This window comes from Vibrio sp. D3, assembly GCF_043995865.1.
In the GTDB taxonomy this organism is placed as follows: Bacteria; Pseudomonadota; Gammaproteobacteria; order Enterobacterales; family Vibrionaceae; genus Vibrio; species Vibrio diabolicus.
Genome location: NZ_CP171887.1, coordinates 2,490,258 through 2,503,678 on the forward strand (window position 1 = coordinate 2,490,258; position 13,421 = coordinate 2,503,678).

A 13,421-nucleotide genomic window follows, 5' to 3' on the forward strand; every position below is an offset into this window, starting at 1 on the left:
CATTAGCAATCCGTAATGACATTGGTCCCTTCAGGCCTAAGTATTCCTAAGCTCTCTGCAGGCAATATAGTTTCAAAAGCTGGAGTACTCCCTACTGCATTAATTAAAGCAGCTAAAACAAAAAACTGAAAAGTATAATTTACCGCTCTTGCTCGAACATATTTTATCTGAACAAACTGAGAATTTAAGGTTGCTTGATCTGCTGGTGGTGTAGATAAAAAGCCTGAAACATTGACAGCAGCACCGTTCTCATCCAAATAATCAATTTGCAAGTTACTTGCAGAAAAACCAGATGGATAGAGATCTGATACAGCTGGTAAATTAGGAATATCGTCTCTATCAGCGATATAGCACACGGTAGCAAGCCTCGCAGCTCTTCGCGTTACTTCGTTAACCATCTGTACTGAAAAAAAGTAGATTGCAAATTCAATTATCAAGAACAAAACTAATATGACTGCTAAAGCTATCAGCGAGAATTCAAGTTGAGTCACCCCTCTCTGTTTACATATTAAACGTTTCATGGGCCTGTCCTCATTGATGCAGAAGCTCCGATGCTAAATTGCAAGGAAGCATTCGAGAAAGGTAGTGTAGAAAATATCGGCACATAATTATAAGTAGCTGATAAAGTAACGATTTTATTCGTTGCTGTTGGTCGGGTGATAACAATATCTCCAACATCAATATAATCGATAACTGGATTTGATGAAGCGGTAGGTGTTCCATATACCACGACATTTTTGATGTTGTTTTCATCAGCAATAGCGTCAAAGTCTAAGGTACCGTAAGTATCAACCACTGCGTATCGAGCTCCATTTTGAAGCGCTTTATTAACCTCGGTATACTGGATAAATGCTCGACTCACATCGATAACTAATACGGTAAGCATCAATAATACCGGTAACACAAGTATGAACTCGATAATGGCAAGTCCGTCTTGATGCCGACCTGTTATTAGTTTATTTCTTCCTTTTAAATACAACATATTAAGAAGCCCCACTAAAAGGGTCTTTATAAAGCTGGATCTTATATAGACCTTTGTCTGAAGGATCGGTACCAGTTGAACCATTATTAATGACGCAGTCTTCTAAAAACTGCCCAAAAATCTCTGACTCATTCCCTTTTTGCTTAACCTCTTGAAGGAGAAAAAAGCAACCTAGACCAAGGACTTGAACTGTTTGTTTACCACCAGTAGTCTCATCACAATTAATGATTGGAATTCTTAAGATTCTTCTACCGCTAGAGCCATCCTCATCGTAGTATGCGTTATTACAGGTACCACCAGAGCTACAGTTCGCTAAAGCTGATACATAATCGGCGTAGTAAAAATTGCTATTTTTATAGGTCTCGCTATCAAGCAAGGGCGAAGGTTCTTCTGTATACTTATCACTTTTTACTGCCCCCCCTTCTTGGGTTGGCCCATTAAATTGACCAAAACGAGTATTGATCCCTTGAGCAACTGGTCCTGTCCCTTTACCTGTTTCTGTATCAATAGTTCCTCCAACCGTTATGCAATTATTTGTTGCTCCTGCAAATGCATCCCGAATAGCGTTCTTACCAGAAACCCCAAGATCTAAAAGATGGAAGTTTCCAGGTCCAATACCACCACTCTGGTGATCCGCCGGTTTTAGTTGATACAGAGTGCTAGAGACGCGATCAACTGATGGGTTATATCCTGGTTGCGGAACATACCCCCAGGTTGTTTCTGGTGAAGAAGTATCCGCACACATTGCTATCGGTGAAATGTTACATGTGTAGTTTATTCCTGCACTTCGTCCTGCTACCGCACTTGCAGATACTTGCTTGTCTATACCAAAAATGGCACTTAGAAATCGTCCAAGTTCCAAATTTGAAACTTCCACTCGGACATAAATGTCATATTCACCTGATATTGGTGGATTAAAATCCCCCGCCTTAACAAATGACTCTGGACTCATGTCCATCGAAAACCTCACAGAAGTGTTCTCGTCAGTAAAAGTTAACTCACTATTACCTGAACTAGTCGAAAACCCAGCAAGATATGTTTTGGCAGCCGTTTCTGCCTCGCTAACATTGCTAGTCTCATCAGCAACAACAGCAGCTGCCAATGCCGCTGCATCCACAGAGTTCTGTAACCTTGTTTTATTTAAGATCTGATGGTTTAAATCAATACCGAACGCAGCAACGCCCAGCAAAATCAACAGAACTAAACTTATAAGCACCAATGTGATCCCTTTCTGGGTTCGCCTTGTTGCTGTTTGCATTTTCATTCGCATAGCCCCTCCTATAAGTGAACAAATCACTTATTTTTCTTTGGCTACCCCGTTGTTGTTATATACCTCTAAGCTAACTTGTGTACGCTCACCACTACCTTCCGGTAAATAACCCAAATTCTCATACCACGCATCTGGATTAAGAGTTTGTTCAGCGCGCAACTGGCTAACCGAGATACCAAGCTCGGGGTCATTCGCACAGCCAAACAAGCCGAATGATGTGAAACAAATGGTCATTATCATTATGCTTTTCATCTTGCTCTCCCACTTATAGACTGTGCCCAAACTTGCCCTCAGAGCCACCTTCTGACGAACCGTATTGAATAAAGTTGTTGTTAGTATCTTCTTCACTGATGTCATTTAGCTGGTATCTATCGAAATCCAACTCAGCACCTTTACCAAGCAAATAGAACTCCACATCGTTCGGAGCCACAAAGCCATCCGTTGGCAGTGTGATTCGACGTCGATCGATTGGGGTTGCTAATCGAGGAGTAACCAGAATGACTAGTTCTGTTTCCCCAGAGGTAAATTCTTCACTCTTAAACAAGCGGCCTAACACAGGTAGATCACTCGCACCAGGTATACCATTCGCAACGTTACGCGCGTTTTCACTCAATAGCCCTGCAATACCAATGGTTTGACCATCTGCCAGCTCAATCGTGGTACCAGCACTTCGTTTAGTGATTGGTGGAATAAAGAACGTGGCATTCACTTCGTTTGGATTAAACGTCAGCACACCTGAGTTGGAGATTTCACTCACATTGACGTTCAATTTGAGGTTGATTCTCTTATCACTCAAAATAAACGGAACGAAGTCGAGTTGAACACCGTACTCTTTATAATCGATGGTAATACCATCTTCATTTGGTACTGGAATTGGGAATTCACCACCAGCGACAAACTCGGCTTGCGTACCACTTAATGCGGTAAGGCTAGGCTCTGCCAACACTTTCGCCACGCCATTTTGTTTCGCCACATCAAGCGCGAAGGTAAACAAGGTATTGCTATCGATAAACGACCCTAGAAAACCGAAATCTTCGACTGTTGGGACGTTCAAAATCGGTCCAATTCCATCAATACCGCCACCAGCAGTCGTACCACCCCAGGTAAAGTCTCCACTTCTTTGGAAAAAGTGGAAATTTGAGTCAAAGCGTCTTACTAGTGTGCGCTGCACTTCGGCAACGGTCACTTCTAGCGTCACCTGTTGAGCCCCGCCAATAGAAAGTAGATTGATCACCATGCTGTCATCATCTTTAGAGCTGTCATCTTCTTCATCTGCCGCTTCACCTAAAGCGAAGGTTTCAGCAATTTTGACCGCAGTGTCCATGTTTTGCTGACTGCTGACCAAGCCTCTAAGTACCACTTTTTCTTGCGCACTGTGCACTTCGATATTTTCATCCGGCAAGAACTGATAAAGCTTCGACTTAAGCGTGTTTAGATCATGCGTGACTTCCACGTTAAACTGCTCAATTAACCGGCCTCGGCGATCCCACACCGACACATTCGTGGTACCTAACTTCTTACCAATAAGAAACAGCTCGTTCGATCTGAGCACTAAAATATCCAAGACTTCTGGATCCCCTAACGTCACTTTCTTCGCTTGGCCGGATATCATCAATTGGGTTGATTGGTGATGCGCAACGGTCACGACTTTTCCTGACTGCACCGTGGCTGCGTTAACAGACAAGCTGACAAAAAGTAACTGGCTAACGAGTAATATTATTGTTTTCATAATTCACCTAATTGCTGACTCGGACACTGGATGCCTGAGATCCCTTAATAATGGTCACACTAGGTCGTGGCGTGTATTTTCTTGCTACAACAGGTTTATCCACTTCATGAGGGTTGCGTAGAGCAAGTTGAATGTCGCCTTTGCTGTTCGCCGATAAGAGCTTTTCTGCCTCTTTCGGTGTTACTTCTAAAGTCACCGCACGCACAATAACGGGTTTGTTATCATTGGTTTTGGCTGTTTGGTCGACCGCAAGAACGTTGATGTTTTTAAGCACCGTTTTTGTTGTGGCGTTTTTACCTTGTCCATAACTCACGGTATTCAATACATCGACCTTATTGCCCGGCAACAAGAACCCGGCCACACCGATAACGTCATTAACACGAATGGTGATTGCTCGTTTGTTTTCAGGAATTAAAGCAGCAAGTGTCGCGCCCTCACCGGGCAATGCAAGACGATTCGAGTTAACCAGCTCGCCCGCATAAATGGTATTGGCAACAATTCTTCCCAATGCCTGTTCTTGTACTTTTAGCGTTTCATCGTCTATCCAATCCACTTCCATGAGCTTAGTAGACAAATGTTTCTCAGATAGAATGGTCCCTGGCTCTAGTTCCATGGCGGCAACTAAAACTGGGTGTCTTTCGACCTCTTCTAACTCGACAGTTGGTTGGTTTCTGCCATCCATCCATTGTTTAGCGATCAAAACGGCGGCAAGGCCGAAAACAATGGAGAGCAACAGCAACATGATGACTTGAGTCCGACTCATAATTTAGATCTCCCTATTCATCCACTGTGAAGTACAGTCCCCAGGCACGGGTTAAAATGTCTGATGAGACGACCTTCTCTTTCCCTTCGAACACCAAAATATCGCGGCTAATACCGAGTAAGTCTTTTGGTAAACAAGGGTAGTTGGCGACATCATTGTCGCGATGTAACTGACTTAACGTATCGAAAAACTCAGGCACAAGCGTCATTTGGTAATCTTTAGCAAGCGAAACCCAAAGCGCTTGATAATCTGTCAAACCAAGCGGTGTAAACTCGATCTTGTAACCCAAACGACGTAAAAAAGCTGGGTCTGCAATTTTGCTTGGTGCAAAGTTGGAGGAGAATGCCAGAGTGAGCATAAACGGCACCGTGACTTGTTGACCATTTGGCAAAGCTAGATGGTCAAATAAGTATTCCATTGGAACGATCCATCTGTTTAGCAGGGCATCAACAGGCATTGACTGACGACCAAGGTCATCAATAACCAAGATTCCGTTGTTAGCCATCATTTGCAGTGGCGCAATCCATACACGATTATGCTCACTGTGGTTTACCTCAAGCATATCCAATGTCAGCTCACCGCCCACTTGAATGTTTGGTCTTTCACAAAGAACCCAGCGTTTGTCGTAATGCGTTTCCAACTTAACGAAAACCTGAGAATGGGAGTTGTCTAAACGACGGTGATGATGCTCTGAGAACACTTTGATGATGTTGCCATCGGCATATACGGCATAAGGAATGAATACCGAAGTGTTCATTGCATTGAGCACTCTTGATGCGACGTAACTTTTACCGGTACCCGCATGACCATACAGCAACAAAGCACGACCCGAGTTAATGGCCGGCCCTAAAACGGGTATCAAATGATCCGAACCAAACACGTCAGACAGCGCTCGCTCAACATCATTGCGATTAATAGGATGCTTGCGAAGATCTTGTCCCTCAACAACCGTCCAATATTCTTCCAAAGAGACGGGAACAGGACCGATATACGGATCTTTTCTATACGCAATGTCTGCTTCTGCAAGCCCAAGCTCGGTTAAACTGTAGCGTACGTTGGAATACGATGTACTCAACTTGTCTGATGCTGGCTGATAAACTTCTACCCAACTTCGCTTTCTTAACTGCGCCAAAGCAAGTTCAACAATATTTGAAACCACGCACAACCGCTGTGTTAATTCAATCAAATCACATTTCGGATAGGCAGACAGATGTTTCAACACGAGGTTTTCGACGACTGAAGCCGGTATGCCAAGACCCTCGACAGACGAAGGCACTTTTGGTGAATTTATTTGTGGCACGAGTTTTTCCCAATACGCAGAGCCCATCACACTTCCCCTCCTTGAAGTTGCCTAGCCAACTGATGCTGCATGTACTGCATGCCATTTATTATTTTTATTTAGTGGGTGTAGGAGAAATAAGCTAATCCAATTACGATTATCGGCGCGAAAGGAATGACTAACGGCTTATTAGACCTAAAGCCTGGTGTTACTTTTTCTGAGCAATACCCTTTTATCTGGTGTGATAGAGCAACACTAGTCGATGACACGTGTAACATTAGATAAAAAATGCCCACGATGCCTCCAGCAAGTATTATTCCAGTAGACGCTTCCCCAAGATTACTCAGACCGAGCCATGTTCCTACGACGGCGAGTAACTTGACGTCTCCTCCAGCCATTGCTTTGAACAGATACAGCGCGAAACACACTGCAAACGCAACCAGCCCACCATATAAATGATCCAAACCACTTGTGGCTGGGTTGTAAATTACGTTTGCAGTAACAGCAACCAAAAGCATAAGCACCGCTTTATTTGGTATTTTGTGTTTCTGAGCGTCTGAGACTCCAATCGCAATAAGCAATGACCAAATAATTAACTCAGTCTCAAGCATTAATCTTATTCACCAGCAGTATTAATATCGCTTGCGACTTCTACAAACTTGTCTGCGAGAGTTCCCCAAAAGTCTGTGGTCAACATCGCTGCTACAATTAGTGCCGCACCTAAGATGTACTCCAAAAGTGTTAGCCCCTCTTCATCTTCCATGAAGTCCTTGATTAGATTGCGAAAGTTATCCATAAGATAGTCCCCTTTATTTAACCATATCTCGCTTGTCCATGACGCAGGTATCATATACACCCGAATCATGCTTAAACATTAGTCACCGAGAATTAGGGGGGTTAGGACTTTTTTGCCAAAGGTTGGTACTTTCTTGCCCACCTGTGCTTCAGAGCCAAAATGTATCAATAGTGAGACACCTCACTAAGATCTATGTGACATATTTCACACTTGCAGTATGACTATATAAGCCTAAGCTTAATAAACGAAAGGGTGAGGTCTGAAGCTCAAGGAATGAGGCTCGACTGACCTCAATACATACTAACGTTGGTGTAGTACGTACTGAGCGGGATTCATATGGATAGACTGACCAAAGCTTATTGGATTGGAGAGACTCTTTGCTCGCTGCCGGAATCACTTCGCTGTGAGTTTGATAAGAGCTTTGAGATTATGGACTGTAGCAACGATATCTCTGTGCTTAGCGATAAAGAACACAGCTATTTCTTCTACTACATGACTTGCGATCATCGAGAGCACCTGAAAGGCGTCATCACGCTCTGTGAAAATCTCGACAAAAAACTGATCGTTATACATCCAACTGGTATCGAGCCTCACTTACTGCCAAAGCATATTTGTGCGGAATATTATACGTTGAATGAAATCACCCTCCCGATTTGGCTATCACAGATAAAATTGAAATACTTTTTGCACAGCAAGGTCGACGAAGAACAAATTTCGGTCGATAAACTCTTTTCTCGAAGCGGAAAGTCGAATTTTTCTGACGTGGTTCATTACATCGCCAATAACGTCCATAAAGACCTAAGAGAAGAGGAAGCTGCTGCGCTTTGTCACTACTCACCGAACTACTTTTCCAAAGTATTCCATCGCAAAGTTGGTATGTGCTTTCGTGATTATGTCACTGCGAAACGTATTTCATTAGCAAAGAAAATGCTCGTTGAAAATGAATCCATGAAAATTGCCTACATCGCTTATCAGTGTGGATACCGAGATGTCTCTTACTTTTCTCGAATTTTTAAGAAAAAAACAGGCCTGTCCCCAGCGAATTATCGGCAACAGTTTTAGGCGCTATTAGTACCGACTTTAGGGGTAACTAACGCTATCCTCCCCACATATTTCATCAAAATGCATTCCCGTGTCGTTATTTAACATGCTAAAGTTAACAATGCATTAACAATTATAAATACAACGAGAAGACATGGAGTCACTAAAAATGAATCAGCCGAATCTAAACAGCGCTGCTGGTTGCGCTCTCCCACCACCAAATGAAATGATTCTCAAATGGGCTCAAGAGCGTCCAAATGAGGTCTATCTAAAACAAATTATTAATCGACAATTTGTTGAATACACGTTCGCTGATGTTGCCGATCAAGCCTTAAAACTCGTCAGTGCACTACGCAACCTCGGAGTACAGCCTGGTGACAAAGTAGCATTAGTATCTAAAAACTGTGCAGAGTGGTTTATTTGCGATCTTGCGATGATGCTTGGCGATTATGTCAGTGTGCCAATCTTTCCTACCGCCGGCGCGGACACCATCGAATACTGTGTGACTCATAGTGAAAGTAAAGCGCTCATTGGCGGAAAACTCGATGATCCTAAAGCAACCCAGCAAGTCATTGATGCAATGCCGGAGCTCATTAGTATCTCGCTCCCCTACGATACTGCACCAAAATGTCAATATGAATACCAAGCACTCATTGCCGATGCAATGCCAAGTGAAGAGCGTCCACAGCACTACGACGATAAGCTAATGTCTTTGGTGTATACCTCTGGGACGTCAGGATTACCGAAAGGTGCGATGCTGACCTACGGAGCGTTTAACTGGTCCGTACAACAACTGATAAACCATATCGGTATTCAAGAAAATGATCGTCTATTTTCTTACTTACCTTTGGCTCATATTACAGAGCGCGTCTACATTTTTGGTTCATCCATCATGGGTGGTGTACCAACAGCATTTCCAGAATCATTGGATACCTTTATCGAAGATGTAAAAATGCACCGCCCGACTCTGTTTATCTCAGTCCCGCGATTATGGACGCTATTCCAACAACGTATTCAAGACAAACTTCCACAGAAGAAGCTCAACATTCTATTGAAAATCCCATTCGTCAATTCTCTGATCAAGAAAAAGCTCGCAGAAGGATTGGGGTTGGATCAGGCTCGAGTATTAGGCTGTGGCTCTGCCCCGGTATCACCAGCACTGCTGGAATGGTACCACTCTGTAGGACTAAATATTACTGAAGCTTGGGGCATGACAGAATCATTTGCCTATAGCACGCTCAACTACCCATTTAGAGCTGACAAAATTGGTAGTGTCGGTAATGCTGGACCAGGTATTGAGTTAAAAATCGCTGACGATGATGAAATCATGGTGCGTGGCAAAGGGCTATTTTCTGGCTACTACAAAAATGACATTGCCACCCAAGAGTCTTTTGATTCAGAGGGCTGGCTACACACAGGCGATATCGGCTCTATCGACTCAGATGGTTACCTAACCATTCAAGGCCGTAAAAAAGATAACTTTAAAACCGCCAAAGGTAAGTTTGTCTCTCCAGTTCCTATCGAGAAAAAACTTTTCGAATACAGTCGCGTAGAGATGATGTGCCTCATCGGTTTAGGGCTACCAGCCCCGATTCTTTTGGTTGTGCCACATGATTTTCCTAACTTTGATCGGGAACGGTACGCACGAACCACCCGCAAAGTCATTGCAAAAATGAATCAAGAACTCGCCTCTCATGAGCAAATCAAAGGCGTATTAATGATTAAAGAGCCTTGGAGCATTGAAAATGGCGTATTGACGCCAACACTCAAAATTAAACGTCATGTGCTTGAGCAAAAGTATCATGAAATTGGTCACAACTGGCCGAAAGGTGAATTGGTTGTGTGGGAAGAAGACTTATAGCCTTGTCTGCACTCCTCAATATCATTGGGGAGTGCAGTTTAATTCTGAGCTTGAATCAAACTCATAAACTACTCTCTCCAAAAAGGCTTCCTCACTTCACTATTAATTTCCTTTTCATCTAATCCAATATCGTCCCAAAGATGTTCTGGTAACTCTCTCAAGTGACGACGTGTCTTGTAGTTTCTTCTCCAACTAGCAAGTTTAGAGTAAATTAACTGTAATCCGGTCTGATGGTCAGCTGGTAAAGTGCGCTCACAAGTGTGTGTCATGTTTTCCATGTAACCAACTCCTATAACAATGTTGACCACTTAATAATCAGCGACTACGCTGATATCCTCAAACGATAGAATCTGCCATTGAGTTAAGGAAAACTAATGTGAAAGATCGAATGCCTCCTTTACAGGGCTTGTATTACTTCTTCGTTGCAGCAAAGGAAGGTAGCTTTAAAACAGCGGCAAAAGAATTGTTTGTTACGCCAGCTGCCATTAGTCAGCAAATTCGTCATCTTGAAGAGTTTTTAGGAACGGACTTATTTGTTCGCCAGCACAGAAAAATCGTGCTCACACCTGAGGGAGAGCTGCTGTTTACTCAGGCTGAAAGAGGGTTTGCTCATTTGCAGCAAGGGGTTAGATTGGTTAATCAAGATCCTAATCCTAACCACCTTTCGATATCAACACTCCCCTCTTTCGCTCACCATTGGTTAGTCCCGAAAATTACGGCTTTTCGTCAGCGTCACCCTGATATCGCCTTACTATTAGAACCAACCAATGATTTGGTGTCTTTTCAAGATAGTCAGATCGATTTGTGTGTCCGTTACGGTTTAGGAAAATACCCTAATTTAGAATCACAATGGCTAATGGATGAAGCTTTTTACCCTGCCTGTCACCCGGTATATCAGAAAGAGCACGGCATTTATCGCATTGAAGATTTAAGCAAAGCAGAGCTCATCGAAGACGTTTGGCCAGATCTGGACTGGAACATGTGGTTAGCGAGACTTGGTCATTCAGCGGCAAAGCCTGCTTTAAAATACAGTGGCTCACACTTAGTGTTAGAAGCCGCGTTATCACTACAAGGCGTAGCGCTCGTCAAACACAGTTTAGCTCATCAATATTTCCGTTCAGGCAAACTGGTCCGAATTGGTGATATAGCCATTAAACCCAAATTTGCGTATTACCTGTGCGCTCCAAAAGGCTACTTAAAGCGACCTAAAGCCCAATTGTTTGCACAATGGTTGAGAGAAGAAATAGAAACATTTGAAAAATCAGTGATACCAGATTTTAAAACCATCGACCTCAATGTTAATAATACTGGCTCAGCTTCAGAATAGTCGGTAAACAATACCAAAGGCGTATATCAGCGAAACAAAAACGCGCTGTGTGTAAGCGGTTAGATACAAAAAGCCCCGCACTAAGCGGGGCTTTCAAGTTATAGAGTCAACTTAAGAATTACTTCTTAGCGTTACGCTCTTTAACGTCAGCAATTACTTGCTCAGCAACGTTTGCTGGACATGGTGCGTAGTGTGAGAACTCCATAGAGAACTGACCACGACCAGAAGTCATTGTACGTAGAGTACCGATGTAACCAAACATTTCTGATAGAGGTACATCACCCTTGATACGTACGCCAGTAGACGCAGCTTGTTGGTCTTTGATCATACCACGACGACGGTTAAGGTCACCGATTACGTCACCAACGTGATCTTCTGGAGTGAACACGTCAACTTTCATGATTGGTTCAAGAAGTTGCGCGCCAGCTTTAGGCATAGACTGACGGAATGCGCCTTTAGCAGCGATTTCGTAAGCGATTGCTGAAGAGTCAACTGCGTGGAAACCACCGTCGAATAGTTCAACTTCAACGTCTAGAGTTGGGAAGCCAGCTAGAACACCGTGCTCCATCATTGACGCAAAGCCTTTCTCAACTGCAGGCCAGAATTCTTTAGGTACGTTACCACCAACAACTGTTGACTTGAACGTGAAGCCAGAGTTTGGCTCACCTGGTTTGATGCGGTAATCGATCTTACCGAACTGACCAGAACCACCAGACTGTTTCTTGTGCGTGTAGCTGTCTTCGATTGCTTGAGTGATAGTTTCACGGTAAGCAACCTGTGGAGCACCAACTTCTAGCTCAACGCCGTAAGTACGCTTAAGGATATCTACCTTGATGTCTAGGTGAAGTTCACCCATACCTTTCAGGATAGTTTCGCCTGAATCTTCATCAGTCTCAACTTGGAATGATGGATCTTCTGCAACCATTTTACCGATCGCGATACCCATCTTCTCAGAACCGCCTTTATCTTTAGGCTTAACTGCGATAGAGATTACTGGATCTGGGAAGATCATTGGCTCAAGAGTACATTCGTGCTTAGGATCACATAGAGTGTGACCAGTTTGAACGTTCTTCATACCAACTACAGCGATGATGTCACCAGCTTGTGCTGAATCGATCTCGTTACGCTCGTCTGCGTGCATCTCAACCATACGGCCGATACGCTCTGTTTTACCAGTTGCAGAGTTAAGTACTGTGTCACCTTTCTTCATCTTACCAGAGTAGATGCGGATAAAGGTTAGAGCACCAAAACGGTCGTCCATGATCTTAAATGCAAGCGCACGTAGTGGCTCGTCTGCAGATACAGTCGCAACTTCACCAGTTGGCTCACCAGTCTCTGAATCAGTTAGAGGCTGTGGATCAACTTCTGTTGGAGATGGTAGGTAATCAATTACCGCGTCAAGAATAAGTTGGATACCTTTGTTCTTGTACGCTGAACCACAGTAAGTTGGGAAGAATGCTAGATCACGAGTACCTTTACGGATACAACGTTTGATGTCTTCTAGAGATGGCTCTTCGCCTTCTTCTAGGTAAGCCATCATTAGATCTTCGTCTTGCTCTAGAGCAGTTTCGATTAGCATTTCACGGTATTCAGCAGCTTTTTCTACCATGTCTGCTGGAATATCTTGAACTTCGTAGTTCTCTGGCTGGCCAGACTCATCCCATACGTAAGCTTGTTGGCTTAGTACGTCTACAACACCTACGAAATCTTCTTCGATACCGATAGGTAGAGTCATAACTAGAGGTGTAGCACCTAGTACGTTTTGTACTTGATCTACAACTTTGTAGAAATCTGCGCCCATACGGTCTAGTTTGTTAACGAAGATCAGACGTGATACGTGTGATTCGTCAGCGTAACGCCAGTTAGTTTCTGACTGAGGCTCAACACCACCAGAACCACAGAATACACCGATACCACCGTCAAGTACTTTTAGAGAACGGTAAACTTCGATAGTGAAGTCAACGTGTCCAGGAGTATCGATGATGTTTAGACGGTGATCGTTCCAGAAACAAGTTGTTGCTGCAGACTGGATTGTGATACCACGTTCAGCTTCCTGCTCCATGAAGTCAGTTGTAGTTGAACCGTCGTGTGTATCACCGATCTTATGGATCTTACCAGTTAGCTTTAGGATACGCTCTGTAGAGGTAGTTTTACCCGCGTCTACGTGAGCAAAAATACCAATGTTTCTGTATTTTGATAAATCAGTCATTGTCTTACTCTGTTAATAAGGTATAAAGTGCGCGCAGAGTATATCACATTCTGTCAATACTGATACCCTTGCGTGCGGATGGAAGAAAAAAAATTTTAACGTGAAATTTCCGTCCCCAAAGCATAGTCAAACACAGCAATTTATGTACTTTATTCGCATTTTAT

The 13,421-nt window shown here is 43.4% G+C and carries 14 protein-coding genes; 3 read left to right on the forward strand and 11 right to left on the reverse strand.

The genetic code is table 11. The annotated features are described in order from the left end of the window. Positions 1–2: 2 nt before the first annotated feature. From ACHFJ9_RS19480 to ACHFJ9_RS19520, 9 genes are all read right to left on the reverse strand, one after another. Complete coding sequence (locus ACHFJ9_RS19480; protein ID WP_258614074.1) at positions 3–521, reverse strand: TadE/TadG family type IV pilus assembly protein; 519 nt, start codon at positions 519–521, stop codon at positions 3–5. Beyond that, positions 518–982 carry a TadE/TadG family type IV pilus assembly protein gene (locus ACHFJ9_RS19485; protein WP_222712291.1) on the reverse strand — a complete coding sequence of 155 codons (465 nt, stop codon included), beginning with the start codon at positions 980–982 and terminating at the stop codon, positions 518–520. The genes ACHFJ9_RS19480 and ACHFJ9_RS19485 overlap by 4 nt, the downstream gene beginning before the upstream one ends. Position 983: 1 nt before the next feature. Continuing rightward, positions 984–2,252: a pilus assembly protein TadG-related protein gene (locus ACHFJ9_RS19490; RefSeq protein WP_257887774.1), complete on the reverse strand. Its 1,269-nt coding sequence runs from the start codon at positions 2,250–2,252 to the stop codon at positions 984–986. Between the two features lie 27 nt (positions 2,253–2,279). Further along, positions 2,280–2,504, reverse strand: coding sequence for a hypothetical protein (locus ACHFJ9_RS19495; RefSeq protein WP_257887775.1), 225 nt, complete (start codon positions 2,502–2,504; stop codon positions 2,280–2,282). A gap of 13 nt (positions 2,505–2,517) precedes the next feature. Further along, positions 2,518–3,981, reverse strand: a complete 1,464-nt coding sequence (locus tag ACHFJ9_RS19500; protein ID WP_257887776.1) for a type II and III secretion system protein family protein — start codon at positions 3,979–3,981, stop codon at positions 2,518–2,520. A 7-nt stretch (positions 3,982–3,988) separates the two neighbouring features. After that, entirely contained in the window at positions 3,989–4,744 is a 756-nt protein-coding gene (cpaB, locus tag ACHFJ9_RS19505; RefSeq protein ID WP_006742389.1) for a Flp pilus assembly protein CpaB, read from the reverse strand. Between the two features lie 13 nt (positions 4,745–4,757). Further along, entirely contained in the window at positions 4,758–6,071 is a 1,314-nt protein-coding gene (locus tag ACHFJ9_RS19510; protein ID WP_257887784.1) for an AAA family ATPase, read from the reverse strand. Positions 6,072–6,142: 71 nt separating this feature from the next. Then, the gene (locus ACHFJ9_RS19515; RefSeq protein WP_085342680.1) at positions 6,143–6,634 is read right to left on the reverse strand and encodes a prepilin peptidase; all 492 of its coding nucleotides are present in this window, start codon (positions 6,632–6,634) and stop codon (positions 6,143–6,145) included. A 5-nt stretch (positions 6,635–6,639) separates the two neighbouring features. After that, a complete protein-coding gene (locus tag ACHFJ9_RS19520) occupies positions 6,640–6,819 on the reverse strand; it encodes a Flp family type IVb pilin (RefSeq protein ID WP_085342679.1) in 180 nt (59 codons plus the stop codon). 336 nt (positions 6,820–7,155) lie between these two features. Between ACHFJ9_RS19520 and ACHFJ9_RS19525 the strand changes: the two genes are divergently transcribed. Both ACHFJ9_RS19525 and ACHFJ9_RS19530 read left to right on the forward strand, forming a co-directional pair. Then, positions 7,156–7,881, forward strand: coding sequence for a helix-turn-helix domain-containing protein (locus ACHFJ9_RS19525; RefSeq protein ID WP_256935715.1), 726 nt, complete (start codon positions 7,156–7,158; stop codon positions 7,879–7,881). Between the two features lie 148 nt (positions 7,882–8,029). Beyond that, complete coding sequence (locus ACHFJ9_RS19530; RefSeq protein ID WP_048625935.1) at positions 8,030–9,721, forward strand: AMP-binding protein; 1,692 nt, start codon at positions 8,030–8,032, stop codon at positions 9,719–9,721. A 68-nt stretch (positions 9,722–9,789) separates the two neighbouring features. On the opposite strand, the gene ACHFJ9_RS19535 is transcribed toward ACHFJ9_RS19530, so the two are convergent. After that, entirely contained in the window at positions 9,790–9,999 is a 210-nt protein-coding gene (locus tag ACHFJ9_RS19535; protein ID WP_041852893.1) for a DUF1127 domain-containing protein, read from the reverse strand. Positions 10,000–10,097: 98 nt separating this feature from the next. Here ACHFJ9_RS19535 and ACHFJ9_RS19540 point away from each other — a divergent pair, with 98 nt between their 5' ends. Next, on the forward strand, positions 10,098–11,048 hold the full coding sequence (locus tag ACHFJ9_RS19540) for a LysR substrate-binding domain-containing protein (RefSeq protein ID WP_124008471.1): 951 nt from the start codon (positions 10,098–10,100) through the stop codon (positions 11,046–11,048). A gap of 118 nt (positions 11,049–11,166) precedes the next feature. Here the strand turns inward: ACHFJ9_RS19540 and fusA are convergent, their stop codons facing one another. Continuing rightward, positions 11,167–13,257: an elongation factor G gene (gene fusA, locus ACHFJ9_RS19545; protein ID WP_012841459.1), complete on the reverse strand. Its 2,091-nt coding sequence runs from the start codon at positions 13,255–13,257 to the stop codon at positions 11,167–11,169. Between the last annotated feature and the right edge of the window lie 164 nt (positions 13,258–13,421).

Coding starts and splice junctions, on each gene's coding strand:
- ACHFJ9_RS19510 (WP_257887784.1), bottom strand. CDS start 6,071: ATGGGCTCTGCGTATTGGGAAAAACTCGTGCCACAAATAAATTCACCA.
- ACHFJ9_RS19520 (WP_085342679.1), bottom strand. CDS start 6,819: ATGGATAACTTTCGCAATCTAATCAAGGACTTCATGGAAGATGAAGAG.
- ACHFJ9_RS19485 (WP_222712291.1), bottom strand. CDS start 982: ATGTTGTATTTAAAAGGAAGAAATAAACTAATAACAGGTCGGCATCAA.
- cpaB (WP_006742389.1), bottom strand. CDS start 4,744: ATGAGTCGGACTCAAGTCATCATGTTGCTGTTGCTCTCCATTGTTTTC.
- ACHFJ9_RS19495 (WP_257887775.1), bottom strand. CDS start 2,504: ATGAAAAGCATAATGATAATGACCATTTGTTTCACATCATTCGGCTTG.
- ACHFJ9_RS19490 (WP_257887774.1), bottom strand. CDS start 2,252: ATGCGAATGAAAATGCAAACAGCAACAAGGCGAACCCAGAAAGGGATC.
- ACHFJ9_RS19535 (WP_041852893.1), bottom strand. CDS start 9,999: ATGGAAAACATGACACACACTTGTGAGCGCACTTTACCAGCTGACCAT.
- ACHFJ9_RS19525 (WP_256935715.1), top strand. CDS start 7,156: ATGGATAGACTGACCAAAGCTTATTGGATTGGAGAGACTCTTTGCTCG.
- ACHFJ9_RS19530 (WP_048625935.1), top strand. CDS start 8,030: ATGAATCAGCCGAATCTAAACAGCGCTGCTGGTTGCGCTCTCCCACCA.
- ACHFJ9_RS19500 (WP_257887776.1), bottom strand. CDS start 3,981: ATGAAAACAATAATATTACTCGTTAGCCAGTTACTTTTTGTCAGCTTG.
- fusA (WP_012841459.1), bottom strand. CDS start 13,257: ATGACTGATTTATCAAAATACAGAAACATTGGTATTTTTGCTCACGTA.
- ACHFJ9_RS19480 (WP_258614074.1), bottom strand. CDS start 521: ATGAAACGTTTAATATGTAAACAGAGAGGGGTGACTCAACTTGAATTC.
- ACHFJ9_RS19515 (WP_085342680.1), bottom strand. CDS start 6,634: ATGCTTGAGACTGAGTTAATTATTTGGTCATTGCTTATTGCGATTGGA.